Genomic DNA, 25,353 nt, shown 5'->3' with positions numbered 1-25,353 from the left:
TAGCTTACTTACGTTTATTTTTATTCACGCGCTGTGCTTCACGCAGGCGATCTTTGCGTCTCGATGTGGCTTTACGAATCTTAGCGAACTTACGTTGCTTAGACTCCTGATGACGCGGGTCGATAAAAGACTTATCCTCAGGCGGCAAACCTACTTTTGCACGCAGTTCGTTAACCTGTTCCAGCCCTAATTCGCTCCAGCCACCCTGAGGAAGGCCTGATTCCAACTGAATATCGCCATAACGCACTCGGATCAATCGGCTCACCTGAACTTCCTGACTTTCCCACAGTCGCCTTACTTCACGGTTACGACCTTCTTTCAGCGTTACATGGTACCAACGGTTCATTCCCTCACCGCCACCTGCTGCTTTGATGGTATCAAAATGTGCCAATCCGTCTTCCAGCTGAACACCCTTCTTCAACCGATTAATCATCGCGTCGGTCACTTCACCAAAAATACGCACAGCATACTCACGCTCAACTTCTTGGCTCGGGTGCATCAATCGGTTTGCCAGTTCGCCATCGGTGGTAAATAGCAGTAAACCTGAGGTGTTGACGTCCAAACGACCCACCGCGACCCAGCGTGCACCACTCATACGCGGCAGACGTTCGTAAACGGTCGGGCGACCTTCAGGATCTTTTCGGGTGCACAATTCGCCTTCTGGCTTGTGATAGGTCAAAACACGGCAGACAACTGAGCTTTCGGACTTAATCACGACCTCATGACCGTCTATACGGACTGACGCATCGGCATCAATTCGCTCACCCACCTGCGCTACCTTGCCATTCACACGGATGCGGCCAGCACCAATCATCGCTTCAATTTCGCGTCGTGAACCATAGCCAGAACGGGCCAATACTTTTTGTAACTTCTCAGTCATGAAGATCGTCTCTCTCAGTTATCGCTGTCTCAGCGGTAGTCTCATCAGAAAAATCAATCGATGGTAATTCTGACAAGTTTGTTAGATTAAAATCATCCAAAAATTGCGCAGTGGTGCCATACAGCTGCGGCCGTCCAGGCACTTCTTTTTGCCCAACAACCGCGATCCACTGTCGCTCTTGCAATGTTTTAATAATATTCGAACTTACGGTGACACCGCGCACCTGCTCAATTTCACCACGCGTAATCGGCTGCCGATAAGCAATCAATGCCAATGTCTCGAGCAGCGCCTGCGAGTATCGTGTCGGTCGTTCTTGCCACAAGCCTGCAAGTAACTCACCAAATTCAGGGCGCGTTTGAAAGCGAAATCCGGATGCCACATTAACGAGCTCAATACCGCGATCATTGTAATCGTCTTGCAAGCTCTTAAGTGCCGACCTAACGCCATTTAATGATACACCTCTTGCCTCAAACAGCTCATGTAGCCGTTGTACAGACAATGGCTGAGGGTGCGCAAACAATGCTGCTTCAATCAGTTGTTTCAGTTGCTTCTTGTTCATCAAATGAGGCTTTTCTTCGTAGATGAATTTCGCTCATCGGTGTTACCTGTGACAATTCTATCATTGATTCCTTCACAAGTTCCAAAATTGCTAAAAAACTTACCACAGCGCCGGCTCGGCCCTCGCTTTTATTAAATAGCTGCCCAAAGCGCAAGTACGGTTGCGTCTGTAATCGCTGCAAGATCTGGCTCATGCGCTCACGAGTCGATAACTGTTCACGCTGAATATGATGATGCGCATTTAATTTGATTTGATTAAGAATACGGCTAAAGGCCAATGTTAAATCTTCGAGGCTAACTTCAGGTGGTGCTGTGGTAACGTGATCGCGCGCATTACTGCTGACTTCAGACAACCACATATCACGACCTACTTGCGGCTGTTCATCAATATACTCGGCACCGTGCCGAATCGCTTCATACTCACGTAAGCGGCGCACTAACTCAGCCCGGGGATCGTCTTCTTCATCGTCCTCTTGCGGCGGCTTTGGTAATAGCAAACGACTTTTAATTTCCGCTAACATAGCCGCCATAACAAGGTAATCAGCGGCCAGCTCAAGCTTGAGCTCTTTCATCATCTCGACGTATTGGACATACTGCCGAGTGATGGTTAACACGGGAATATCGACAACATCAAACTTTTGTCGACGAATTAAATACAACAGCAAGTCCATTGGCCCGGAAAAGGCATCAAGGATAACTTCGAGCGCATCAGGCGGAATATAGAGGTCTTCCGGCTTTTCAATGACCGGCTCGCCACGTACGAAGCCAAGTGGTAAGGATTGCTGTTCTGCCACGTCCTTGTTAAGACTCCATTAAAACTCAAACGGTTGGGTGTCACCTGAACCACCGCGAATGACCACGGGGGCGCCCTCAGATAAATCAACCACAGTCGTTGGCTCTTCACCTTTATGCCCGCCATCGACGATGAGATCTACCCGTTTTTCAAGCTGTTCACGAATGGCCTCTGGGTCAGACTCGGCTAACTCGTTGTCACCCAGAATTAAACTCGTCGACATTAATGGCTCATTCAATTCCTCAAGTATCGCGAGCGCGATACGATTAGTTGGCACACGGATACCAATTGTCTTACGTTTGGGGTTGAGCAGCCGTTTAGGTACTTCTTTAGTGCCTTTCAAAATAAAAGTGTAAGGTCCCGGCGTATTGTTTTTCAGCAGCCGAAAAGCATCATTATCGACCCGAGCGTAGGTTGACAGTTCGGAAAGGTCTCGACACATCAAGGTAAAGTTATGGTCCTTATCTATGTCGCGGATCTGACAAATGCGGTCAACCGCTCTTTTATCGCCCAGCTGACAGCCAATCGCATAGCCCGAATCCGTCGGATAAACCACGATACCACCTTGACGAATAATATCGACGGCTTGCTGAATGAGTCGCTTTTGTGGATTCATCGGATGTACTTCAAAGTATTGGCTCATAGCCCCTCCATGCTCGGGTGTGGTCTTTAACTGAACCAGTCATTCCATATTGGCACACAAGTATCCGGCAGACAAAGATTTTTGCCTAAATCACGCCACTGCGACGGATAGTGAAAATCCGACCCCTGCGAAGCTTTCAATTGAAAATCGTTGGCGAACTCAGCCAAGGCTGAGCGTTGGCCCATGGTTTGTTGACCAATACTAACTTCAAGACCATCAAGTCCCCAAGCTTTCGCTTCGCCGATGAGCTTTCTCAGCCATTTGTTAGATAGTTGATAGGCATGTGGGTGCGCCAGCACTGCGCTACCTCCGGCGTCATGTATGGCTTTAATCGCATGCCCAATTGAACACCACTGCGGCCTTACGTAAGCAAAATTACCTTTGCCGATAAATCGGTCAAAGGCTTTTTGAACTTTATCAACATAACCCTGCTGGACGAGTTCATCGGCAATATGCTTGCGGGTAGGGATACCCTCACTATCAATCTCAACGTTGATATCGCGCGACGCGAGCTTTTGGATTATTGAATCGATGCGCTCCCGGCGGCGGTTTTGCTGCTTTTGCAGCAGCCGCTGTAAGCTTTCACTGCGTGTGTCGACATTCAAACCCACAATGTGGATTTCAAAACTTTCCCACCAACAGGATAACTCAACCCCTGCCACCAACGTCAGATCATAACGTGCTTGTTCAATATACTGTTGAGCTTCACCTACGCCGTCGATGTTATCGTGGTCAGTAAGCGCTAACACCGAAACACTATTATTGTGTGCGCGGTCAATCAACTCGGGCACAGTCAAGCTACCGTCAGAATGCGTACTATGACAATGTAGATCGATTATCAAATTAAATCCTTGCTGCGAGTTCCGCCCCTTGACGAATCGCTCGTTTCGCATCGAGTTCAGCGGCTACGTCAGCGCCACCAATAAGATGCACGGGTTTGCCCTGTTGCTCTAGCGAAGATTGTAACGCGCGTAGCGGAACCTGTCCTGCACAAATAATAATATTATCCACTTCAATCAGTTGCTCTTTACCATCGCGCTCAATCAATAAGCCCTCGGCTGTCACTTTCTTATAGGTCACACCATTCCACATGTGCACTTTTTTACTTTTCAGTTCAGTACGGTGTACCCAGCCCGACGTTTTCCCCAAGCCTTTACCCACTTTGCTCTCTTTACGCTGCAGCAACCAGACTTCGCGAGGACTGTCTTCTGGATGTTGCTGTTTTAAGCCGCCACGCGTTTCATAAGATTTATCGATTCCCCAACGCTCGCTCCAAGCCGACTCATCGAGCGTCAGTTGCTCTTCAGTCGTCAGATACTCTGCCACGTCAAATCCGATACCCCCTGCGCCTATCAGCGCTACACGTTGGCCGACCGCTTTGTGATCACGCAATACATCCAAATAACTCAACACATGGGGCTGATCGATACCTTCAATATCAACTTGGCGAGGCAGTACTCCGGTAGCCAAGATGACTTCGTCAAAGCCACCCTCAGTGAGACTTTCAGTCGATTGTTCCTCACCCAAGACACGTTTCACACCCGCGTCTTTTAAGCGTTCATCGAAATAACGTAGGGTTTCGAAAAACTCCTCTTTGCCAGGAATTTGTTTCGCGTAGTTAAACTGTCCACCGATTTCGCTCGCTTTATCAAACAGCGTCACATCATGACCACGCTCAGCGGCGAAGCACGCAAACGCTAACCCCGCAGGGCCTGCTCCAACCACTGCGAGCCGTTTTGACTGTTGCGTCGGCTGCATTAATAACTCAGTTTCGTAGCATGCGAGTGGATTAACCAGACACGACGCCCGCTTATTCGAGAACACATGATCAAGACACGCCTGATTACACGCAATGCAGGTGTTAATTTTTTCAGGTTGTTGGCGTTGCGCCTTGATCACTAGCTCGGGATCGGCCAACAACGGGCGTGCCATCGACACCATGTCAGCTTGTCCACTAGACAAGATATGCTCAGCAATTTCAGGCGTATTGATACGATTAACCGCCACAACGGGCACTGACAGTGACTGCTTCACACGCTCAGTGATCCATGCAAACGCGCCCCGTGGTACCGACGTCACGATCGTTGGCACACGCGCTTCGTGCCAGCCAATACCGGTGTTGATGATGGTCACTCCGGCTTTCTCAAGCGCTTGTCCTAACTCAATGACCTCGTCGAGCGTATGACCGTCTTCAACCAAGTCCAGCATGGACAGTCTAAAAATAATAATAAAGTCCTTACCCACTTGCTCGCGCACGCGATTAACGATTGCGAGTGCCAAGCGACTACGTCCGTTAAAATCGCCACCCCACTCATCCGAGCGCTTATTTGTGCGCGGGCAGAGGAATTGATTAATCAAGTAACCTTCCGAGCCCATGATCTCAACACCGTCATACCCTGCCTTCTGAGCGAGCTTAGCGCAGCGCCCGTAGTGGCGAATGGTATTGGTGATTTGTCGTTCACTCATCGCTTTAGGGCTAAAAGGCGTGATAGGCGCTTTAATTGCACTCGGAGCTAAAGAAAACGGGTGATAGCTGTAACGTCCGGCATGCAAGATTTGCAGACAAATTTTACTATCATGCTTATGTACAGCATCTGTCACTTTTCGATGTTTAGCGACGTGCCACGGCTTTGACAGCTCACTTCCAAAAGGCGCCAATCGTCCTCTAAAGTTTGGACTGATACCCCCTGTGACAATCAAGCCGACGCCGCCCTTAGCACGCGCCTCGTAGAAAGCTGCCAGCTTTTCGAAGCCATTTTTCTCTTCTTCGAGTCCCGTATGCATTGAGCCCATGAGCACGCGGTTTTTTAACTGAGTAAAGCCAAGCTCAAGCGGTGTAAAAAGCGTCGGATACTGTTGTTTGTTAGCTACCATCTTCATTATTCTCTATTTTAAACGGGCGTTTAATTTTAGCTCACTCTATACCTTTATGGGTATTTGCTCAAGCCTATCAGTAGTCGTGTTTGTTCGCACGATGGTCGCATTTGTTTTGACCCCTACAGGTAAAAACCTGCTAATCTGATATGGAAAATTCCAAGGAGAGCGTTATGACTTTAGCAACAAAAACTATCGTAGGCACATTAACTGCGACTTTATTAACAACCGCCTCAGTCATGACATTGGATGCTCAAGCACAGACTCAAGACGTGACGGCGCACCAGCGTTTAATTCCGATTGAATCAAGTAAGACCACTGAGCACAGTGTCGAAATTCGCGGCGAAACTGTTGATTATACGGCAACGGCCGGCACCTTACCGGTATGGAACGACGAAGGTAAACCAACGGCCACCTTGTTCTACACCTATTACAAACGAGAAGACATTGATAATCGTGAAAAGCGACCCATTATCTATTCGTTTAATGGCGGTCCAGGCTCGGCTTCGGTATGGATGCATTTAGCCTATACCGGCCCAAAAGTCCTCAAACTCAGTGATGAAGGTTACCCCGTGCAACCTTACGGCGTCGAGGATAACCCTTATTCAATTTTAGACGTCGCTGACATCGTATTTATCAACCCAGTTAACACGGGTTACTCGCGCGTGCTACCCAATGAGGACGGCGAAATGCCTTCTCGTGATGCACAACAAAAGATGTTTTTTGGGGTAAATTCGGACATCCAATACTTAGCAGAGTGGATGAATACCTTTACCTCACGTTACGACCGCTGGCGTTCACCTAAGTTCTTAATTGGTGAAAGCTATGGTACAACACGTGTATCCGGTCTAGCTCATGCACTGCAAAACCAACAGTGGATGTATCTCAACGGCGTGGTATTGGTGTCACCGACCGAGTTAGGTATTGAGCGCAGCGGCCCCGTTGAAGAAGCTAATCGTCTGCCTTACTTTGCTGCCGCAGCCTGGTACCACGACGCATTACCAAGCGACCTGCAAAGTAAGGACCTGCTAGAGGTACTCGATGAAGCGGAGTCATACACGCTCAACGAATATTTACCCGCGCTAGCAAAAGGCGCTTCATTGACTCAACAACAACGTGAGCAGATCGCTTCGCAAGTGGCGCGCTACTCCGGTCTTTCAGAAGAAGCCGTGTTGAGTAATAACTTAGCACCAAGCACTTGGTATTTCTGGAAAGAACTCTTACGTGACCGCGATCGCACAATTGGTCGTCTGGACTCTCGCTATTTAGGTATCGATGGCAGCCGCGCAGGTGATAGTCCTGACTACAATGCTGAACTGACTTCATGGTTACACTCGTTCACGCCTGCAATTAACTACTATTTACGGGAAGAGTTGGGTTACAAGACCGATGTGAAATACAACATGTTCGGTCCTGTTCACCCATGGGATCGTACTAATAACAACACTGGCGAGCAGCTCCGCGAGGCGATGGCAGCGAACCCTTATCTGAATGTGATGGTACAGTCAGGTTATTTCGATGGTGCGACCAACTACTTTGACGCGAAGTATACAACTTGGCAGTTAGACCGCAGCAAGTTAATGCAAGATCGTATTAGCTTTAAAGGTTATCGTAGTGGTCACATGATGTATCTGCGCCGCCCTGACTTGCAGAAGTCTAATCAAGATCTTCGCGAATTTATTATGAATGCACTTCCTGAAGAAGGTCAGCCGGCACAATACAAGTAATGCGTTTTGGGTGTTGACACCGCGCTCTTTGCGCGGTAATTTGTCAACAACTGATTAGCAAACTGAAACGAATTGGACATTATTACGATGCAACTCGCACAATTTTCACTACAAGCTTGGTGGTGGCACTTCCCGAATTAGCGGGTTGTGGTTCTGTGCGCATACGTAAATAAGTACAGTTTCGAAAACCCGCTCAACGAGCGGGTTTTTTTATGCTTGTTGGGCGGTCTCAAAAGGAAGTAGTTAAATGAATTCAAACACTCAACAAGCGCTAGCAGCGGTCACATCGATTCAGGTCGAGTTACCCTACCAAGCCGATACGCAGAGCGTGTACCAACAGGTTTGCCAACCTCATGGTCGTCACGTGCTACTCGATTCAGCCGATATCGGCACCAAACAAGCGCTAAAAAGTCTGTTACTCATCGATGCCGCCCTCGAACTCAAATGCAGCGGTCAGCGCGTTATCGTGCAAGCACTGACGAATAACGGTAAGCCACTTAAAGCGCTGTTAGACCAACAGCTCAGTGATTATTTGCTGGCGGCCTCGGAGTCAACCAGTGAATTCGAATTCCCTGTTTCCAACCGAGATCTGGACGAGATAAGTCGCCTTAAAGAGGTCTCTAACTTCGAGCCGTTGCGGCTTATCCAAAACACGCTAGAGCGTCGCAACGCAGCTTCAAACCACGAGTTTGCGGTATTCCTTGCAGGCTCATTGGGTTACGACTTACTTGCCAGTTATGAGCAATTGCCACAGGTTGAAGCTGGCGAAAATTGCGCACCTGATTATGTGCTCTATGTGTCTGAAACACTGCTAGCGGTCGACCATCAACGCCAGTCGAGTCAATTAATAGCCAGCTTGTTTACACCCGAAGTGTCCTCCGACGCATATGCGCAAATGAGCCAGCGCATCGGAGAGCTCGCAGCACGGTGTCAATTACCGCCACGTCAGCAAACCCATTACACTCCGCTTGCCGCAGACTATCAAAGTGTTACAGCAACGCCCTCACAAGCGGTATTTAAGCAACATGTCTCGGAGTTGAAAGAACATATTCTCGACGGCGATATTTTTCAAGTAGTGCCCTCGCGTCGCTTTAGTTTACCGTGTCACGATGCACTTGCGAGCTACGCCGTACTTAAGCAGACCAACCCATCACCCTACATGTTTTATTTAAGTCATCCAGATTTCACGCTATTCGGCGCCTCACCTGAGTCCGCTTTAAAGTACACCGCGGCGAGTAATCAAGTCGAACTCTATCCGATTGCAGGCACCCGTCCTCGCGGCAAGCAGCCTGACGGCAACATTGATCACGATCTCGATAGTCGTTTAGAACTCGAGTTACGCATGGATCAAAAAGAATTATCAGAACACCTGATGCTAGTCGACCTTGCACGAAACGACCTTGCGCGGATTTGCCAACCTGGTACACGCAATGTCGCTGACCTACTCAAAGTTGATCGTTACTCCCACGTAATGCACTTGGTGTCTCGTGTTGTCGGTCAACTACGTGAAGACTGCGATGCGCTTCACGCTTACCGCGCCTGTATGAATATGGGCACACTCATTGGCGCTCCCAAAGTCAGCGCGGCACGGCTAATCCGACAGGTCGAGCAGCAAGCGCGTGGCAGCTACGGCGGTGCTGTTGGTTATCTGGCTGGTAATGGCGACATGGATACCTGCATCGTTATACGGTCCGCCTTCGTGAGTGAGGGACGTGCATTAGTTCAAGCCGGTGCCGGCGTGGTGCACGACTCCGATCCGCAGGCGGAAGTTGAGGAAACGGAAAACAAAGCACGCGCCGTAATCGCCGCAGTGCAGACAGCGAACGCACAAGGAGAGCGCTCATGAAAGGTCGTATTACGCTCATTGATAACCTTGACTCGTTCTCTTACAACTTAGTTGATGAGCTCAGCCAACTTGGTTATGAGCTAAAAGTTTATCGCAACACGATCAGTGCCGAACGCTTAATAAGCGAACTCGATAGTTACTCAGGTCCGCAAGTCGTCTGTCTATCGCCCGGTCCTGGTAGCCCGTCGCAGGCGGGGCATTTAATGGACATGATCGATGCATGCCAAAAGCGATATCCCATGCTCGGTATCTGTTTAGGTTTTCAAGCTCTGGCTGAAAAAAGCGGTGCCCGAGTCGACCGCTGTGGCGAGGTCGTGCATGGCAAAACCGCACAAATGTTGTTTCGCTCTCACCCACTGTTCGCGAGCCAACCGCAACCAAATCATTGCGTCATCGGTCGTTATCACTCACTCAGTATTTACGATTTACCAGCGACCATTGACGTAGTCGGGGAATGTCAAAGCGTCAATGGAATGATTCCTATGGCGGCGGCGTTTACCGAATTGAATGCTGTGGGTTTTCAATTTCATCCAGAATCTTTATTAACACCGACCGGCAAACTTATGTTGCAGGATGCGGTTCAGTACCTTTTTACACAGTTTAGTCAAGGACACAGTCATGAATGAGATCACCACCCTGCTTGAAGGTCGACCTCTGTCCCAGGACGAGAGTCAAAAACTATTTCGTCACCTGGTAAAAGGTGAGCTCAATGATGCACAAATCAGTGCCGCATTGGTCGCCATGAAACTACGCGGTGAAACGCCAGCCGAATTGGCCGGTGCAGCGCGTGCTGTGCTCGATGTGAGTAAGCCTCTGACAAGCACCAACGGTATACTTGCGGACAGTTGCGGTACCGGTGGTGATGGCTCCAATAGTATTAATCTATCGACCACATCGGCATTAGTTGCCTCTTCGATGGGCTTACCCATGGCAAAGCACGGTAACCGCAGCGTATCATCGCGCTCAGGGTCAGCCGATGTATTAGAGTCGTTAGGTCTGCGCGTTGATCTCGATCCGCGCGAGGCTTCAAAACAGCTCTCTGACCACGGCTTTTGCTTTTTATTTGCGCCGCATTATCATCCTGGTATCAAACATGCGATGCCCGTGCGCCAAACACTCAAAACACGAACCCTATTTAACCTTATCGGTCCGCTAGTGAATCCAGCACGGCCCAATATTCAGCTATTAGGCGTATATAGTCCAATTTGGCTACAACCGATGGCCGAAACCTTACAGCGTCTTGGCACTGAGCGTGCTATGGTCGTGCATGGCTCTGGCGTTGACGAGTTTGCTTTGCATGGCACGACGGAAGTCGTTGAGTTACGTGATAACCAACTTGAACAATACACCCTGTCGGTCAGTGATTTTGGCTTGAATGAAGCCCCTCTGAGCGAACTGAAAGGCGGCGATGCCGACTTTAATGCGACGGTATTGAAACGTATCTTAGCCGGGCAAGGTTCCCGCGCTCACAACCATGCCATTGCAATAAACACAGCACCATTATTAGTGATGGCAGATAAGTTTTCAGACTACAAACAAGCGGCCGAGGCAGTGCTTGAGCATCTCGCAAGCGGCGCAGCCATGGCGCACTTAGAGGCAATTCAAGCGGTACAAGGAGTCATCCATGTCAAGTAATATTCTGACTGAAATTGTTGCCCGCAAGCGAGTGCAGAACGAGCAACAGGATCAACACTACCCGATGCCGAGTGACAAACACGCGCTGTCGCGCAGTGAGCGTAGTTTGTACGATGCGTTGAACCGGCCTCAAGCCGGCTTTATTCTAGAGTGCAAAAAAGCGTCCCCTTCCAAGGGACTTATTCGCCCCGATTTTAATCCAGTGGAGTTGGCAAAGACCTACCAACCCTATGCTGCCGCGATTTCGGTATTGACTGAACCTGAGTATTTTCAAGGCAGCTATGAATACCTTGCGGCAGTCAGTCAACAGGTTAACCTACCGATACTATGCAAGGACTTCTTCATTGATGAACAGCAAGTTTATCGTGCACGCTACTTTGGCGCTGATGCGATCCTGCTCATGTTATCGGTACTCGATGATGATCAGTATCAACGTCTGCACGCAGTCGCGGACGACTTAGGTTTAGATGTACTGACGGAAGTCGCCAATGAGACTGAAATGCGTCGCGCCGCGCAGTTAGGTGCGCGCATTATTGGTATTAATCACCGTGACTTGACCGACCTAAGCATCAACCCGAATCGCAGTCATGAACTCGCACCCTATGCCCCCGAGGGTGCCTTACTTGTTGCTGAGTCGGGCTTTAGTGAACACAAAGATATTCGCCGCTGCAGTGATGTCGTAAATGGCTTTTTAGTCGGAAGTGCATTAAGTGCTGAAAACGATGTCGACCTGGCTTGCCGTAAGTTATTGTATGGTGAAAACAAAGTCTGTGGACTAACTCGAGCGGAGGACGCCTTAAACGCTCATGCAGCCGGTGCGGTATTTGGTGGACTCATCTTTGCCGAGCGTTCGCCTCGATGCATTGAACCAAGCCAGGCCGGGGCGATTATCCGTCAAGTTCAGGGTCTTCAGTATGTCGGCGTATTTGCCGACCAGCCGCTATCCTTTGTTGTTGATACTGCTTTCGAACTGGGTTTACACGCAGTGCAATTGCACGGGCATGAAGATATCGACTTTACCGTTGAACTCAAGAACCGCTTTAAGCAAGCCGGTATCGCACACGTACAGATTTGGAAAGCTGTAACCGTTGACGCACCATTCAGACTCAATGAACATCCATTGCGTCACTCAGTTGACCGCTTTGTACTCGACCATGGTCAAGGTGGCACCGGTGAGACCTTTGATTGGCAGTTACTGAGCGAATTAGATACCGATGAACGAGGACGTTGCCTCCTCGCTGGCGGCATTAGTCCCGATAATGTTTGCGACGCAATTGAACAAGGCTTCAGTGGTGTCGATGCAAGCTCTAAATTAGAGTGGCAAGCAGGCATCAAAGACGCACGGTTAATTTCTTCTCTTTTTAAACGCATTCGCCACTACGGTGCCAATGCAAACTCAAATCAGTCACAGGAGGCCGCAGCATGAGCCAGTCACTTTCAGCTTATTTTGGTGATTTTGGTGGTCAGTTCGTACCTGAAATCCTTCTACCTGCGCTCGAGCAGCTAGAAAAAGCCTTTATCGATGCGCAACAAGATGAGGCGTTCCAACAGGAGTTTCGTGGGTTACTGAAAAATTATTTAGGCCGACCGACGCCTTTATCACTGTGTCGTAACTTGCCACTTGAAAGCCCTAACGGCACAAAAATATATCTCAAACGTGAAGATTTGTTACACGGTGGTGCGCATAAGACTAACCAGGTACTCGGACAAGCATTGCTTGCCAAGCGTATGGGTAAAACACGGATTATCGCTGAGACCGGCGCGGGGCAGCACGGGACAGCGACCGCACTGGCCTGTGCATTGCTCGACCTCGAATGCATTATTTACATGGGCAAAAAAGACGTCGAACGTCAGCAGCCCAATGTATTTCGAATGGAGTTGATGGGCGCCAAAGTAGTGCCTGTCGATACCGGTAGTGGTACATTAAAAGACGCGGTGAACGAAGCGTTACGAGATTGGACGGCTAGTTACCCAACCACTCATTACCTGCTCGGTACGGCAGCCGGAGCTCACCCCTTCCCGACAATTGTGCGTGAGTTCCACAAAATGATTGGCGAGGAAGCCAAGCAACAAATCATTGAGCAAGCGGGTCGTTTACCCGATGAGGTTATTGCCTGTGTCGGGGGCGGTTCGAATGCCATTGGCATGTTCACTGATTTTATCGACGAACCTAATGTAGCTCTCGTGGGCGTTGAACCCGCCGGCAAAGGCGTCGATACGCAACACCACGGCGCTACACTCACCGCGGGAAGTCCAGGTATCTTGCACGGCTGCTTGACCTACTTGATGCAAACCGACGAAGGCCAAGTGGAAGAATCCTACTCAGTCTCAGCAGGTTTGGACTACCCAGGTGTTGGACCACAACACGCGCACCTAAAGGCCATTGGTCGTGCACGTTATGAGTCGGTTACGGATGATGAGGCATTGACGGCATTTCAACTACTTTCTCGGCATGAGGGCATTATACCTGCGTTGGAATCTGCACATGCGCTCGCCTATGCGCTGAAACGCGCGGCTGAGCCCGATGCTCCAGAAATTCTATTGATCAATTTATCGGGCCGTGGTGACAAAGATATCGATCACGTCCGTCGTATTTTCAATGCTCAAGAACAATCATAGGGTGTCCACACATGAGTCGTTATGAACAACTATTTGCAAACTTAGACAAGCAACATCAAGGCGCTTTTGTGCCCTTTGTGACGCTGGGCGACCCGACTCCTGATGTCAGCGTTGAGGTGATTAAACGATTGATCGATGCGGGCGCCGATGCATTGGAGCTGGGTCTTCCCTTTTCTGACCCGGTCGCCGATGGTCCTGTAATCCAGCGCGCTAACGTTCGCGCGCTTGAGGGAGGTACGCGGTTTGAAGACTGCTTATCGATTCTAGAGCAAGTGCGAGCGTACGCGCCTGAAATTCCCATTGGCTTGTTAGTTTACTCAAACCTGATTTTTGCCAAGGGTATCGATACCTTTTATGAAAAAATGGCCGCCGTCGGCGTCGACTCGGTGCTAGTCGCGGATTTACCAACCAAAGAGGCGATTCGTTTCTCGCAACCGGCCATCGATCGTCAAGTGGCTCCGGTTTTTATTTGCCCACCTGATGCTTCAGATTCGTTGATCGAGGCGATTGCCAAACAAAGCCAAGGCTATGTTTACTTGCTTAGTCGTTCGGGGGTTACAGGTACCGAAACGCAAATGCAGGTGCCGGCGGAGAAACTCATTTCACAACTGCGTTCAGCCGGTTCAGCTCCAATTATGCTGGGTTTCGGTATTTCTCAACCTGATCATGTTAAGGCTACGATTAAAGCAGGCGCTCAAGGTGCTATCAGTGGTTCAGCGGTCGTTGCTATTATCGAAAAAAACCTCGACAATACAGCACAAATGCTCGACCAACTTGGACAGTTTGTTGAGTCGATGAAGTCAGCCACATCGCAGTAGGAGTATCCATGGCGCTGGTATTAGAGTATTTACCATTAGTTGTCTTTTTTGTTGTTTATCAGATGGTCGATATTTTCGCGGCAACCTGGGCTTTAATGGGATTAACGATTGTACAATTAGTCGGTCTTAAGCTGCTTAAGCAACCAATTACTAGCCGCCACTGGATCGTATTAGGTGCCGTGCTGGTTTTTGGCGGCATCACCGTTTTTCTACACGATGATTGGTTTGTTAAAATCAAAGTATCCATTATTTATGTGCTGATTGCCGCATTGTTAGCTGGCACACTTTGGATAAAAAAAACCAGTCCACTAAAAAGCCTATTTGATGCAGACATAAAAATGCCAGATAGCGCCTGGAACCGACTCACATATGCTTGGGTTATTACGTGTTTGGCTATCGCCGCTGTGAATGTTTATGTTGCTCAGTATATGTCACAAGATGCTTGGGTTAATTTTAAAGTCTTTGGCATTATTGGCATTTCGTTGGTGCTTGTCGTTGCTACAGGAATGTATATCTACCGACACGCCGAGGACATGGAAGGAGATAAATAAGCCATGTGGTTTGTGATTTTTGCAGAAGATCATGACGATTCACTCGCCAAGCGTAAGCAAGCGCGTCCAGCGCATATCAAACGCTTAGAGGCATTAAAAGAACAAGGACGTTTACTTGTCGCAGGCCCCTGCCCTGCGATCGCTGAAAAAGATCCGGGTATCATGGGTTTCACAGGCTCAGTTGTAATCGCTGAATTCGACACTCTTGAACAAGCCGAACAATGGGCACACGCTGATCCATACTGGGATGCGGGCGTCTACCGTTCAGCGCAGGTTAAACCGTTCAATCCGGTACTCCCCTAACTCGGTATGCAATCCACACGGCTCAAATATGCTAACCGCGCATTAGCAATTAATTATTTTCCTGCCGCAGGGGCGCAACAACATGTTGTGATTGCGCCAGCCCTTGGCGTAAAACAACGGTTTTATCATCGATTTGCGCAGTGGTTGGCAGAACAGGGTATTGCCGTGACGTGTTTCGATTATTACGGCATTGGCGACTCTATAGATAAGCCGCTCAGTAAAATTGAGACCGACATTATCGATTGGGCGACCCAGGACCTTGATGAAGTGCTTACTTGGGCACGGGAGCAACTTCCCAGCGCCGAACTAATTTGGTTAGGCCATAGTTTAGGCGGTCAACTTTTGGGATTAATTCCTCACCCCGAGCGTATTGATAGGATAGTCACGGTGGCTTCCGGAACCGGGTACTGGCGACAAGCGAGCCCTCAAGTGAGACGCACATCTTGGCTGTTATGGTATTTTGCGATACCACTTGCCACACCGATTGCGGGTTATTTTCCAGGAAAGCGGCTCAATATGGTTGGCGACATGCCCGCGCGGGCAATGCGTCAGTGGAGCCGTTGGTGTCGCAGCCGCAATTATTTATTCGATCATTTATCGACGGCACAACTCAAAGGTTACCTTCGTTTAACGCAATCGTATCATGCCTTCGCTATTAGTGATGATGAGTTGTTGGTGGAGGATAACGTTCGTGCACTTTTACAACGTTATCCTAATACACAACAAAAGCTGACGCGTTTGACTCCTCAACAGGCGGGGCGCCGCATCGGACACTTTAATATCTTTAAACCGACGCACCAACAGACGCTTTGGCAAAAAGCGTTGTTACCCGCCATTAAAGCAGATCAGACAGCGCGTCTTGTAACTGAGGAAAATTAAAGTTAAACCCCGCTTGCTCGAGCTTTTTCGGCACGACCGCCTGCCCCTCCAATAACATGGAGGCCATTTCTCCCAACATTAGATTCAAAGCAAACGCTGGAACGAACAACACATGGGGTCGATGCAACGTTTTCGCTAAGGTTTGGCTAAACTGTTTATTCGTCGTTGGATTAGGTGCCGTCAAGTTAACAGGTCCCGAGATGCTGTCGTCCTGCAGAATAAATTCTATCGCACGGATCATATCCTCAATGTGAATCCAGGACATCATTTGTTCCCCGGAGCCCATCGGACCACCTAGACCGAATTTATAGGGTAGCGACATGCGTGGCAAGGCACCTTGGCTACTATCGAGTACAACTCCGGTGCGTAAACATACGACACGCGTGTGATTCTTGACTTGCAGCGCAATGGACTCCCATTGCTCGCAAAGTTCGACGGCAAAATCGCGTTGGTTCGCCGTAGCCGACTCGTCCACCGGCTCGCTGTTTCGCGGACCATAGACACCAATTGCAGAACCACTGAGCAAGATGGGTGGCGTTGGACACGCTTTTATCTGCTGTACTAGGGCTTGAGTGACTTGCCAGCGACTGTTTTGCAATTGCTGTTTACGCTCGGCCGACCAGCGTTTATCAGCAATTCCAGCGCCTTGCAGGTTAATCACCGCATCAAACGAGGCGAGCGCCTCAGCAGTTGGCAGTTCACCCACAACATCAACATTACAACCTCGAAATTGCTGCTTGACGCGCTCTACTGAGCGCGTCGTCACCGTAAATGAATGTTGTTGGCTGAAGTAACGAATAAAGCGTGAGCCGATAAGCCCAGAGCCACCAGTTATAAGAATATTCATACTTCGCCTCCCATTAAATCAATTTACGTATCAATTGTGCCGTGTTGCGGCGAATCAAACGCGAACACGCGAGTCGACCTAACAAGGCAACGACAACAGCGCCTGAAATAGGACCAACCAACCACAAACGCCAATGCCAGGTGGCATCCATGTTAAACACTTGGGTCTGTAAAATGAGCAGCGATAAATCCATCGCAATCGTCGCTATTAGACCACTTATAGCCCCTAACATAAGAAATTCATAACTGATACTTCGACTTAGCAACTTACCTGAAGCGCCCAAAGTGCGTAGAATAACCAGTTCCTTCTGGCGCTCCTCCATGCTTGCCTGTACTTGCGCTATCAATACCAAGGCGCCTGCAATCATCACCAGAACTAAGACGAAAAGAATCGCAATACTGACCTGCGAGATGACTTCACGGATTTGGTCAATAATCGCGTCCAAATCGATTAAGGAAGCCTCGGGAAACGGTCTAAATAATTGGTATAGCTCATCTTTACGCTCACTGTCTAAGTGAAAGCTGGTTATATAAGTTGCAGGAAAATCAGCGAGTGTGCTGGTATTAAAAATCATGTAAAAGTTAGGCTGAAGCGAGCCCCAGTCCGCCTCTCGCAAACTCGTTACTGGCACGGTAAATACTTCACCGCCGATATTAAATGTCAGCGTATCGCCCACTTTGATTTCTAATCGTTCAGCCGCTTGTTTTTCAACGGACACCTGTGGCTCGGCATTATCGCCCCACCACTCGCCGCTCACAATTTCATTGTTGGGCGGTACCGTATCGCGCCATGTCAATGAGAGCTCACGACCAAAACCTTCCTCACGATCGCCCTGCTCGACTTCCTCGCGATTTTCTTTGGTCACTTCATCAATCAGTTCAGTACCGTTATGGTGGGTTACCCGACCCGGGATTAGCGGATATTGATCGGTTGCTTCGATGTCCTCTCGAGCGAACATAGCGCGCAAATCGTCAACTTTCTCTTCAGCGATATTTAGCGCAAAATAATTCGGTGCATCCGCTGGCAGTTGGCGCTGCCAATCCGCAAGTAAATCATTGCGCATGACGATAACCAACAGCAACAACATAATCGCGGTTGAAAAACTCAGCATCTGTACGCTGTTTGCTGACGCGCGTCGTTGTAAGCCGGCCATCGCTAAACGCCAAGCACTCCCTGCTTGCATGCCTGCTTTCCGACCCGCACCGATCAGCAGACGACCAATCAACAACAGGATACCCGCAGCAAAAGCCCCACCCACGAACAAGGCCGTCGATAACCACCATTGCTGTGAGTACAGCACCAATAACCCATAAATCGTGCCGCCGCTTAATATCCATTGCAGCCAGCGAACCGCCTGTACACCGACCATTTGACGGTGTAGTACACGTAACGGTGGAATAGAAATCAATCTAAATAGCGGGTAAAGCGTAAACATCACCGCACTAATTAGGCCCGTTGCAATAGCGAGCGCATAAGGTCGCCAACTGGCTGATGGTAGTGAAGCGCCCAACTGTTCAGCGACCCAGTTAATCACGTAAGATTGAATGAGCCACCCTAACAAGATGCCAATACCGACGCTGATTCCCGTAAGCAATAGCAAGTGAAGCACAAAGATCTTACGGATCTGCTGTTTGCCTGCTCCTAAGGTTTTAAATATGGCCACCACGTCATAATTGCGCTGGCAGTAGCGTTGGGCGGCTACGGCAACAGCCGTTGCTGCAAGTACTACACCTAACAGACTCGCCAGCATCATAAAGCGTTCAGCGCGATTTAGGGCGCGCGCCAAGGGGCTATCGCCATCTTCGATACTGCGCCAGCTATGAGTGTCATCATTCAATTGTGGGAGAAGCCAATTCTCGTAGTTATCCAGTTGCGTTGGCGTTCCGGCGAATAGGACGTTGTAACGCACGCGGCTGCCGGGCTGAATCAACCCCGTCTCAGCTAGCTGTGAATAACGAATGATGACATTGGGACTGTCAGTGAACACAGAAAAACCTACATCAGGCTCATAAGTCACGACCTTAGTCACTTTAAAGCGGCTATTACCCACTTCAATAGAATCGCCCATCTCAAGCGATAACGCTTGGAATAGACTCGATGCTACCCAAGCTTCTCCAGCCGGGGGGAGTGTGTTAGTGACTTGTCCTTCAACAAAGGGCTTATCGGCTACTTTAAGCTCACCTCGTAGCGGATAACCATCAGATACCGCCTTGATATCGACGAGCTCAAGCTTATCGTTAGCAAACGCCATTGAGTTAAATATCACTCGCCACGCGCTCTGAATCCCCTCTTTATCGGCTTTATCTAGCCATTCCTGCGGAATATCTCTGCGTGAGCTTAATACACGATCAGCTGCGAGAAACTCACTGCTGCGTTCAAGCAACCCCGACTGCAGGCGCTCGCTAAACAGTGACAGTGATAAAACCGCGGTCACCGATAAAATGATAGCGAGCGCCATGATCGTGAGCTCACCGCGCTTGAGCTCCTGCTTAAGTAAGCGAAACGATATTTTATGCCACATCTTGCGAAGCCTCCGCTAGCTGCCCTGCCTCCATGTTTAGGATACGCTGACAGCGTTTCGCTAACGTGGTGTCGTGGGTCACCATTACTAAGGTGGTGCCGTAATCCTTATTCAAGTCAAATAGCAACTGTTCGACTTTGTCACCGGTTTTACTGTCGAGGTTACCGGTGGGCTCATCAGCAAATAAAATCTTTGGCTGACCGACAAACGCGCGCGCAATCGCGACGCGTTGCTGTTCGCCGCCCGACAGTTGATTAGGGTAATGGTGCCAGCGGTCAGAGAGCCCGACCTTTTCTAGAAGCTCGCGAGCCTCTTTCTCTGCGCCTTTGTGGCCGGCAAGCTCTGCCGGTAACATCACGTTTTCTAATGCGCTTAAGCTAGGCACTAGCAAAAACGACTGAAAAATAAAGCCTACTTTATCGGCGCGTAGTTTCGCACGTTGTTCCTCATCCAAATCGCTTAACTTTTCGTTTTCTATAAGAACATCGCCGTGGGTGGCAATGTCTAACCCAGCGAGTAGTGATAGTAGTGTTGATTTACCTGAGCCGGACGCTCCAACAATCGCAACGGTCTCACCGGCATTGATTGCGAGGTCAATTGGTTGCAAAATCTGTAACGGTCCCTCAGAGGTTTCGACTATCTTTTCGAGTTGTTGAGTTTGAATGAGCATAAAATGAAAAACATCCTATTAAAGTTAGCTTGTATTACTTTGATTTTTATATCTATACGTAGTTTTGCAGCAAATGTTTCACTTGTTGTATTAGGAGATAGCCTAAGCGCAGGTTATGGTCTTTCGCAACAACAAACTTGGGTTGCCGAATTGCAAAAGCGTTGGCAGCAAGCATACCCAAACATTGAACTAATTAATGCCAGTATCAGCGGTGAGACGACTCGTGGCGGCCTAAACCGTTTACCAGGCGTTATCGAACGTCACCAACCAGATGCTATCTTTATTGAGTTAGGTGGCAATGATGGGTTGCGAGGGTTTGATTTAGCGACCGTTGAGACTAATTTGTCCGATATGATCGAGCAAGCGCAAGCGAAAGGCATTAAAGTGGCGCTCAGTCAGGTCATGGTGCCGCCTAACTATGGTCCGCGCTTCTCAAAGCGATTTCAGGCGGTGTTTACGCGTGTGGCAGAAAAGTATGATGTAACACTAGTGCCATTTTTTATGACCGAGTTAGTAGAGAACCCAGACTTCGTGCAAGATGATGGCATCCACCCCACTGCAGAAGCACAAGACGCTATTGCGGATTTTCTTTCACCTTACTTACTTGAGCTGGCTAAAAACGCCGAGGCATCGAGTTAATACGCGTTGATAAATTGCAGGCACAAAAAAACCACCATGGAAGGTGGTTTAGTGTTGGCGTCCCCTAGGGGATTCGAACCCCTGTTACTGCCGTGAAAGGGCAGTGTCCTAGGCCTCTAGACGAAGGGGACCCAGAAACTGTTTGTGATGCTTTTGAATGGCGTCCCCTAGGGGATTCGAACCCCTGTTACTGCCGTGAAAGGGCAGTGTCCTAGGCCTCTAGACGAAGGGGACGCAATCAAAACTGCATCGTGTTAGTAAAATTGGCGTCCCCTAGGGGATTCGAACCCCTGTTACTGCCGTGAAAGGGCAGTGTCCTAGGCCTCTAGACGAAGGGGACGCAATCACTAACATTGCTATCAAAATTTCACTTGGTGGAGCTAAGCGGGATCGAACCGCTGACCTCTTGCATGCCATGCAAGCGCTCTCCCAGCTGAGCTATAGCCCCACTGCTTTAGCAGCGAAACTGCCTTGACAGCGGGGCGCATTCTATTGCGAGGAGCGCTTAAGTGTCAACTGTTTTTTGAAAAAATATCTCCAACTGGCGATTTTTATATCAAGTTGACTATTTTACATGCAAATCGCGTATTATGCGCTCGCTTCGCGCTCAGCAATGAACGCAAGCGCCAGATCAATACGCTCGATAACCTTTTGCTGCTCCAACTGAGCTAAGGTAACATCCAACGATGGTGAGTTGCCCCCACCGGTTGCTGCAACGCGCAACGGCATGCCAATTTTGCCCATGCCCACGCCAAGCGCTTCAGCCGTGCCATTAATCGCTTCTTGAATTGATTCAGCAGTCCAGTCCGTTAAGCCTGACAGACTTGCCTTCACCGCTTCTAATGGTTCTTTAGCTACAGGGCGCAAGTGTTTCTTAGCTGCTTTTTCTTCAAACTCAGTCACTGGTTCATAGAAATAACGGCTAATCGCGGCCATTTCTTTCAACGTTTTCACACGATCGGCTTGCAAACCAACAATGGATGTCAGTGCTGGACCCGTCGACGTATCGACGCCGAGTTGATCAAATTGCCATTTTAGCGCATCAGCCACTTGTTCAGCGGGCAACGTCTTCATGTAATGCTGGTTTAACCAATTAAGCTTTTCGGTGTTAAACGCAGAAGCCGCTTTATTCACGTCCTCTAGTTTAAACAGTTTAACCAACTCTTCTTTACTGAATATCTCTTGATCACCGTGCGACCAACCTAAGCGTGCCAAATAATTAATGACCGCTTCGGGCAAGTACCCATCATCGCGATAATGCATCACACCCACCGCGCCATGGCGTTTAGATAATTTTTTACCGTCATCACCCAGAATCATCGATACGTGTGCGTAATAAGGCACCGGCGCGTTTAAAGCTTTTAGAATATTAATCTGACGCGGCGTGTTATTGATGTGGTCTTCGCCTCGCACCACATGCGTAATACCCATTTCCCAATCATCCACGACAACACAGAAATTATAGGTTGGCGTACCATCACTGCGGGCAATGATTAAGTCATCAAGTTCTTGGTTTGAAAACTCGATACGACCGCGGATCAAGTCATCAAAAATGACGCTACCCTCTTGCGGGTTACGAAAACGAATCACGTAGCTGTCACCAGACGCATTTGGATTATCACGACAATGTCCGTCATAACGCGGTTTTTCGCCACGCTCCATTTGCTCTTCGCGCATTTTTTCCAACCGCTCGGTCGAGCAGTAACATTTATAAGCTTTGTCTTCTTCAAGTAATTGATCGACTAATTCTTTATAGCGGTCAAAACGCTTAGTTTGATAGTAAGGACCTCGGTCCCAGTTCAACCCTAACCATTCCATACCCTCTAAGATGGCATCAATCGCCGGCTGCGTTGAACGCTCCCGATCGGTATCTTCAATGCGCAAGACAAACTCACCACCTTGGGCCTTTGCGACCAGCCAAGAGTAAAGCGCTGTGCGAGCACCGCCAACATGTAAATAGCCAGTCGGGCTTGGAGCGAAACGCGTAACTACACTCATTACTGTGTTCCTTTATTTGATTCAGTGATTAGACCCGGTGAATTTTACCAGTCCTAGGCAAAAAGCGCATTATTCAATTAAAATGATTAAAAAGTCAGCAAACAGAAAAAACTTTGCATTTTTTGTTTGACACTTTGGCGCGTATCCCTATAATGCCTCCTCGCAACGACGCAGAAGTGCGATGACAAAACTGGATGGTTAGCTCAGTTGGGAGAGCATCGCCCTTACAAGGCGAGGGTCACTGGTTCGAGCCCAGTACCATCCACCACTTCTTCCCCTTCGTTGTTTTCCTTGGCGTTGGATGGTTAGCTCAGTTGGGAGAGCATCGCCCTTACAAGGCGAGGGTCACTGGTTCGAGCCCAGTACCATCCACCACCTTTTTTTACTTCCTGAATTACTCTAATTAAACCCACGACTTCAACCGTTATCGGTTAGCTTCAACTTCAAAAAGTCTATTAATACTCTGACTTTCGCAATTCGATGTCGCGACTCAGGATACAATGCCCAAATACCATCGTCGGGTTGACGATACTTTGTCAGCACTTCCTGTAAGACACCAGCTTCAAGCTCATCAGCGACATAATAATCAGGTAGAATCGCTATCCCCAGGCCTTTACACACCGCATCTTTTATCGCTAGACCGCTATTGCAATGAACTAATGCATTTGGTTGCACTGACTTTGCTTTTCCATCCACCTGAAAACGCCAACTCTTGAGCGTGCCCGTCAAACAACGGTGATCAGCCAGCGAAGCTAAATCCGTGGGTTCGCCAAAGCGTGCAAAGTATTCGGGTGTTCCGACTAAAAAGTGTCTGCGATGACCCAGCGGACTCGCTTTCAGCCGTGGTGTACCTAAGTGACCTAAGCGAATCGCTAAATCGTAGTGTCCCTCAATGAGATCCAAGGTCTCATTGGTCAGATTAAAGTCGAGTCGACAATCGGGATACTGATTTAAAAAATCGTTTACTAAAGGAGCAATCACGTGTTCGCCGTAAAATACTGGAGCGGTCAGCCTGATTAACCCTTGTGGTTTTTCTGATCGCTGTTGGATAGCCTGATCCGCATCATTGAGACTCGCCACTAAGTGTTGGCAATGAGGTAAATACAATAACCCCTCCTCCGTTAAGCTCACACTTCGGGTCGACCGGTAAAGTAACGGAAGTTTCAGACGTTGCTCGAGTGCAGCAATATTACGGCTCACTTGCGCAACAGACAGACCTAACTGCTTCGCCGCACTGGTGAAGCTGGATGTTTGAGCCACCGCAACAAACTCACTGATTCCTTGCCATTGTTTCATTATTACGTATCTGCAAAAGTCATTTGTAAAAAGTTTAGATTACCTTTAAAACAGAAAAAGTTAAACTTGTTCCTGTCATTAACGTATAACTAGCCAATCACATACCGAATAAAGGAAGCTAAGATGGAAACAATTAAGTCGCGTGCAGCCGTGGCGTGGGGCCCCGGCGAACCGTTGAAAATGGAAGAAATCGATGTAGCACCACCTAAAAAAGGTGAAGTGCGCGTCAAAATCATTGCGACAGGCGTGTGTCATACCGATGCTTACACGCTATCAGGCGCTGATCCTGAGGGTATCTTCCCAGCCGTTTTGGGCCACGAAGGCGGCGGTATTGTTGAGTCGGTCGGCGAAGGCGTGACTTCTGTCGAGGTTGGTGACCACGTGATTCCACTGTACACCGCCGAGTGTGGTGAATGTAAATTCTGTACTTCAGGAAAAACAAACTTATGCCAAGCCGTGCGTGCAACGCAAGGTAAAGGCTTAATGCCAGATGGCACCACACGTTTCTCAAAAGACGGCGAGCCGATTTACCACTACATGGGAACTTCGACCTTCTCCGAATACACCGTATTGCCAGAGATTTCCGTTGCTAAGATTCCAAAAGAAGCACCGCTTGAAAAAGTCTGCTTACTCGGTTGTGGCGTCACTACCGGCATGGGTGCAGTTAAGAACACAGCTAATGTACAAGAAGGTGATACTGTCGCGGTATTTGGGCTCGGTGGTATCGGTCTAGCCGTCATTATCGGTGCTGTACAAGCGAAAGCGTCACGCATTATTGCGGTTGATGTTAACGAAGATAAGTTCGAAATTGCCAAGCAGCTCGGTGCGACTGATTTTGTTAATCCAACAGATTACGACAAGCCTATCCAAGAAGTGATTGTCGATATGACCGATGGCGGTGTCGACTTCTCATTCGAGTGTATTGGTAACGTAGAAGTGATGCGTTCAGCACTTGAGTGTTGTCACAAAGGCTGGGGTGAATCTGTAATTATCGGTGTCGCCGGCGCAGGTGAAGAGATCTCAACCCGCCCATTCCAACTGGTAACCGGTCGTGTATGGCGTGGAAGCGCTTTTGGTGGCGTCAAAGGTCGCAGCCAATTGCCCGACTACGTGCAACAGTACATGGATGGAAAGTTTGATTTAGATACCTTCATTACTCACAACATGTCACTTGAAGAGATCAACGAAGCGTTTGAGCTCATGCACGAAGGTAAGTCGATTCGTTCAGTGATTCACTACTAAGCGACAAAGGTATC

23 protein-coding genes, 6 tRNA genes and 1 other annotated feature are annotated in these 25,353 nt (G+C 48.9%); of the genes, 14 read left to right on the top strand and 15 right to left on the bottom strand.

What is annotated here, in order from left to right:
• Positions 1-4: 4 nt before the first annotated feature.
• From rluB to BFR57_RS01845, 6 genes are read right to left on the bottom strand one after another with little or no spacing between them, the layout of a single operon-like run.
• Positions 5-880 carry a 23S rRNA pseudouridine(2605) synthase RluB gene (gene rluB, locus BFR57_RS01870; RefSeq protein ID WP_071462370.1) on the bottom strand — a complete coding sequence of 292 codons (876 nt, stop codon included), beginning with the start codon at positions 878-880 and terminating at the stop codon, positions 5-7.
• Entirely contained in the window at positions 873-1,439 is a 567-nt protein-coding gene (gene scpB / locus BFR57_RS01865) for an SMC-Scp complex subunit ScpB (protein ID WP_071462369.1), read from the bottom strand. Before scpB ends, rluB begins: the two co-directional genes overlap by 8 nt.
• Positions 1,408-2,232 carry a ScpA family protein gene (locus BFR57_RS01860; RefSeq protein ID WP_071462368.1) on the bottom strand — a complete coding sequence of 275 codons (825 nt, stop codon included), beginning with the start codon at positions 2,230-2,232 and terminating at the stop codon, positions 1,408-1,410. The genes scpB and BFR57_RS01860 overlap by 32 nt, the downstream gene beginning before the upstream one ends.
• An 18-nt stretch (positions 2,233-2,250) precedes the next feature.
• On the bottom strand, positions 2,251-2,874 hold the full coding sequence (locus BFR57_RS01855; RefSeq protein WP_071462367.1) for an L-threonylcarbamoyladenylate synthase: 624 nt from the start codon (positions 2,872-2,874) through the stop codon (positions 2,251-2,253).
• Positions 2,875-2,900: 26 nt separating this feature from the next.
• Positions 2,901-3,716 carry a PHP domain-containing protein gene (locus BFR57_RS01850; RefSeq protein ID WP_171903921.1) on the bottom strand — a complete coding sequence of 272 codons (816 nt, stop codon included), beginning with the start codon at positions 3,714-3,716 and terminating at the stop codon, positions 2,901-2,903.
• Between the two features lies 1 nt (position 3,717).
• Positions 3,718-5,748, bottom strand: coding sequence for an NADPH-dependent 2,4-dienoyl-CoA reductase (locus tag BFR57_RS01845; protein ID WP_071462767.1), 2,031 nt, complete (start codon positions 5,746-5,748; stop codon positions 3,718-3,720).
• Positions 5,749-5,987: 239 nt separating this feature from the next.
• Between BFR57_RS01845 and BFR57_RS01840 the strand changes: the two genes are divergently transcribed.
• From BFR57_RS01840 to BFR57_RS01795, 10 genes are all read left to right on the top strand, one after another.
• The gene (locus tag BFR57_RS01840; RefSeq protein WP_071462766.1) at positions 5,988-7,475 is read left to right on the top strand and encodes a S10 family peptidase; all 1,488 of its coding nucleotides are present in this window, start codon (positions 5,988-5,990) and stop codon (positions 7,473-7,475) included.
• A gap of 111 nt (positions 7,476-7,586) precedes the next feature.
• Positions 7,587-7,689, top strand: a sequence feature (Trp leader region).
• A 33-nt stretch (positions 7,690-7,722) separates the two neighbouring features.
• Positions 7,723-9,321, top strand: a complete 1,599-nt coding sequence (locus tag BFR57_RS01835; protein ID WP_071462365.1) for an anthranilate synthase component 1 — start codon at positions 7,723-7,725, stop codon at positions 9,319-9,321.
• Positions 9,318-9,947 (top strand): aminodeoxychorismate/anthranilate synthase component II, encoded by a 630-nt coding sequence (locus BFR57_RS01830; protein WP_071462364.1) that lies wholly within the window; start codon positions 9,318-9,320, stop codon positions 9,945-9,947. The genes BFR57_RS01835 and BFR57_RS01830 overlap by 4 nt, the downstream gene beginning before the upstream one ends.
• The gene (gene trpD, locus BFR57_RS01825; protein WP_071462363.1) at positions 9,940-10,956 is read left to right on the top strand and encodes an anthranilate phosphoribosyltransferase; all 1,017 of its coding nucleotides are present in this window, start codon (positions 9,940-9,942) and stop codon (positions 10,954-10,956) included. The genes BFR57_RS01830 and trpD overlap by 8 nt, the downstream gene beginning before the upstream one ends.
• Positions 10,946-12,382 carry a bifunctional indole-3-glycerol-phosphate synthase TrpC/phosphoribosylanthranilate isomerase TrpF gene (trpCF, locus tag BFR57_RS01820; RefSeq protein ID WP_071462362.1) on the top strand — a complete coding sequence of 479 codons (1,437 nt, stop codon included), beginning with the start codon at positions 10,946-10,948 and terminating at the stop codon, positions 12,380-12,382. Before trpD ends, trpCF begins: the two co-directional genes overlap by 11 nt.
• Positions 12,379-13,575, top strand: a complete 1,197-nt coding sequence (trpB, locus tag BFR57_RS01815; protein ID WP_071462361.1) for a tryptophan synthase subunit beta — start codon at positions 12,379-12,381, stop codon at positions 13,573-13,575. Before trpCF ends, trpB begins: the two co-directional genes overlap by 4 nt.
• Before the next feature lie 11 nt (positions 13,576-13,586).
• On the top strand, positions 13,587-14,393 hold the full coding sequence (trpA, locus tag BFR57_RS01810; protein WP_071462360.1) for a tryptophan synthase subunit alpha: 807 nt from the start codon (positions 13,587-13,589) through the stop codon (positions 14,391-14,393).
• A gap of 8 nt (positions 14,394-14,401) precedes the next feature.
• Positions 14,402-14,944 carry an inner membrane-spanning protein YciB gene (locus BFR57_RS01805; RefSeq protein ID WP_071462359.1) on the top strand — a complete coding sequence of 181 codons (543 nt, stop codon included), beginning with the start codon at positions 14,402-14,404 and terminating at the stop codon, positions 14,942-14,944.
• 3 nt (positions 14,945-14,947) lie between these two features.
• Positions 14,948-15,247 (top strand): YciI family protein, encoded by a 300-nt coding sequence (locus tag BFR57_RS01800; RefSeq protein ID WP_006956556.1) that lies wholly within the window; start codon positions 14,948-14,950, stop codon positions 15,245-15,247.
• A 6-nt stretch (positions 15,248-15,253) separates the two neighbouring features.
• Positions 15,254-16,126, top strand: coding sequence for an alpha/beta fold hydrolase (locus tag BFR57_RS01795; protein ID WP_071462358.1), 873 nt, complete (start codon positions 15,254-15,256; stop codon positions 16,124-16,126).
• Here BFR57_RS01795 and BFR57_RS01790 read toward each other — a convergent pair.
• From BFR57_RS01790 to BFR57_RS01780, 3 genes are read right to left on the bottom strand one after another with little or no spacing between them, the layout of a single operon-like run.
• Positions 16,083-16,973, bottom strand: coding sequence for a TIGR01777 family oxidoreductase (locus BFR57_RS01790; RefSeq protein ID WP_071462357.1), 891 nt, complete (start codon positions 16,971-16,973; stop codon positions 16,083-16,085). The genes BFR57_RS01795 and BFR57_RS01790 overlap by 44 nt on opposite strands.
• Before the next feature lie 13 nt (positions 16,974-16,986).
• Entirely contained in the window at positions 16,987-19,494 is a 2,508-nt protein-coding gene (locus BFR57_RS01785) for an FtsX-like permease family protein (RefSeq protein WP_071462356.1), read from the bottom strand.
• Positions 19,484-20,164, bottom strand: coding sequence for an ABC transporter ATP-binding protein (locus tag BFR57_RS01780; protein WP_071462355.1), 681 nt, complete (start codon positions 20,162-20,164; stop codon positions 19,484-19,486). The genes BFR57_RS01785 and BFR57_RS01780 overlap by 11 nt, the downstream gene beginning before the upstream one ends.
• Positions 20,165-20,167: 3 nt before the next feature.
• Between BFR57_RS01780 and BFR57_RS01775 the strand changes: the two genes are divergently transcribed.
• On the top strand, positions 20,168-20,803 hold the full coding sequence (locus tag BFR57_RS01775) for an arylesterase (protein ID WP_071462354.1): 636 nt from the start codon (positions 20,168-20,170) through the stop codon (positions 20,801-20,803).
• Between the two features lie 55 nt (positions 20,804-20,858).
• On the opposite strand, the gene BFR57_RS01770 is transcribed toward BFR57_RS01775, so the two are convergent.
• From BFR57_RS01770 to gltX, 5 genes are all read right to left on the bottom strand, one after another.
• Positions 20,859-20,934: transfer RNA gene (locus BFR57_RS01770), tRNA-Glu, on the bottom strand.
• A gap of 27 nt (positions 20,935-20,961) precedes the next feature.
• A tRNA-Glu gene (locus BFR57_RS01765) sits at positions 20,962-21,037 on the bottom strand.
• Positions 21,038-21,067: 30 nt separating this feature from the next.
• A tRNA-Glu gene (locus BFR57_RS01760) sits at positions 21,068-21,143 on the bottom strand.
• 32 nt (positions 21,144-21,175) lie between these two features.
• A tRNA-Ala gene (locus BFR57_RS01755) sits at positions 21,176-21,251 on the bottom strand.
• A gap of 140 nt (positions 21,252-21,391) precedes the next feature.
• On the bottom strand, positions 21,392-22,801 hold the full coding sequence (gltX, locus tag BFR57_RS01750; RefSeq protein WP_071462353.1) for a glutamate--tRNA ligase: 1,410 nt from the start codon (positions 22,799-22,801) through the stop codon (positions 21,392-21,394).
• A gap of 192 nt (positions 22,802-22,993) precedes the next feature.
• Between gltX and BFR57_RS01745 the strand changes: the two genes are divergently transcribed.
• Together BFR57_RS01745 and BFR57_RS01740 are read left to right on the top strand one after the other, a co-directional pair.
• Positions 22,994-23,069, top strand: a tRNA-Val gene (locus BFR57_RS01745).
• A 31-nt stretch (positions 23,070-23,100) separates the two neighbouring features.
• Positions 23,101-23,176: transfer RNA gene (locus tag BFR57_RS01740), tRNA-Val, on the top strand.
• A gap of 42 nt (positions 23,177-23,218) precedes the next feature.
• Here BFR57_RS01740 and BFR57_RS01735 read toward each other — a convergent pair.
• Positions 23,219-24,097 carry a LysR family transcriptional regulator gene (locus BFR57_RS01735; protein WP_071462352.1) on the bottom strand — a complete coding sequence of 293 codons (879 nt, stop codon included), beginning with the start codon at positions 24,095-24,097 and terminating at the stop codon, positions 23,219-23,221.
• Positions 24,098-24,220: 123 nt separating this feature from the next.
• On the opposite strand from BFR57_RS01735, the gene BFR57_RS01730 reads away from it, so the two are divergent.
• The gene (locus tag BFR57_RS01730; RefSeq protein WP_071462351.1) at positions 24,221-25,339 is read left to right on the top strand and encodes an S-(hydroxymethyl)glutathione dehydrogenase/class III alcohol dehydrogenase; all 1,119 of its coding nucleotides are present in this window, start codon (positions 24,221-24,223) and stop codon (positions 25,337-25,339) included.
• The last annotated feature ends 14 nt before the right edge of the window (positions 25,340-25,353 follow it).

Origin of the sequence: Idiomarina sp. MD25a, assembly GCF_001870515.1 — a bacterium.
Classification (GTDB): domain Bacteria; phylum Pseudomonadota; class Gammaproteobacteria; order Enterobacterales; family Alteromonadaceae; genus Idiomarina.
The sequence above is the reverse complement of the archived record's forward strand: the minus strand, read 5'-3'. Positions and strand labels throughout refer to the sequence as shown.

Coding starts and splice junctions, on each gene's coding strand:
- BFR57_RS01835 (WP_071462365.1), top strand. CDS start 7,723: ATGAATTCAAACACTCAACAAGCGCTAGCAGCGGTCACATCGATTCAG.
- scpB (WP_071462369.1), bottom strand. CDS start 1,439: ATGAACAAGAAGCAACTGAAACAACTGATTGAAGCAGCATTGTTTGCG.
- gltX (WP_071462353.1), bottom strand. CDS start 22,801: ATGAGTGTAGTTACGCGTTTCGCTCCAAGCCCGACTGGCTATTTACAT.
- trpCF (WP_071462362.1), top strand. CDS start 10,946: ATGTCAAGTAATATTCTGACTGAAATTGTTGCCCGCAAGCGAGTGCAG.
- BFR57_RS01780 (WP_071462355.1), bottom strand. CDS start 20,164: ATGCTCATTCAAACTCAACAACTCGAAAAGATAGTCGAAACCTCTGAG.
- BFR57_RS01845 (WP_071462767.1), bottom strand. CDS start 5,748: ATGGTAGCTAACAAACAACAGTATCCGACGCTTTTTACACCGCTTGAG.
- trpD (WP_071462363.1), top strand. CDS start 9,940: ATGAATGAGATCACCACCCTGCTTGAAGGTCGACCTCTGTCCCAGGAC.
- BFR57_RS01840 (WP_071462766.1), top strand. CDS start 5,988: ATGACATTGGATGCTCAAGCACAGACTCAAGACGTGACGGCGCACCAG.
- BFR57_RS01795 (WP_071462358.1), top strand. CDS start 15,254: ATGCAATCCACACGGCTCAAATATGCTAACCGCGCATTAGCAATTAAT.
- BFR57_RS01805 (WP_071462359.1), top strand. CDS start 14,402: ATGGCGCTGGTATTAGAGTATTTACCATTAGTTGTCTTTTTTGTTGTT.
- trpB (WP_071462361.1), top strand. CDS start 12,379: ATGAGCCAGTCACTTTCAGCTTATTTTGGTGATTTTGGTGGTCAGTTC.
- BFR57_RS01735 (WP_071462352.1), bottom strand. CDS start 24,097: ATGAAACAATGGCAAGGAATCAGTGAGTTTGTTGCGGTGGCTCAAACA.
- BFR57_RS01730 (WP_071462351.1), top strand. CDS start 24,221: ATGGAAACAATTAAGTCGCGTGCAGCCGTGGCGTGGGGCCCCGGCGAA.
- rluB (WP_071462370.1), bottom strand. CDS start 880: ATGACTGAGAAGTTACAAAAAGTATTGGCCCGTTCTGGCTATGGTTCA.
- BFR57_RS01790 (WP_071462357.1), bottom strand. CDS start 16,973: ATGAATATTCTTATAACTGGTGGCTCTGGGCTTATCGGCTCACGCTTT.
- BFR57_RS01785 (WP_071462356.1), bottom strand. CDS start 19,494: ATGTGGCATAAAATATCGTTTCGCTTACTTAAGCAGGAGCTCAAGCGC.
- BFR57_RS01800 (WP_006956556.1), top strand. CDS start 14,948: ATGTGGTTTGTGATTTTTGCAGAAGATCATGACGATTCACTCGCCAAG.
- BFR57_RS01830 (WP_071462364.1), top strand. CDS start 9,318: ATGAAAGGTCGTATTACGCTCATTGATAACCTTGACTCGTTCTCTTAC.
- BFR57_RS01775 (WP_071462354.1), top strand. CDS start 20,168: ATGAAAAACATCCTATTAAAGTTAGCTTGTATTACTTTGATTTTTATA.
- trpA (WP_071462360.1), top strand. CDS start 13,587: ATGAGTCGTTATGAACAACTATTTGCAAACTTAGACAAGCAACATCAA.
- BFR57_RS01855 (WP_071462367.1), bottom strand. CDS start 2,874: ATGAGCCAATACTTTGAAGTACATCCGATGAATCCACAAAAGCGACTC.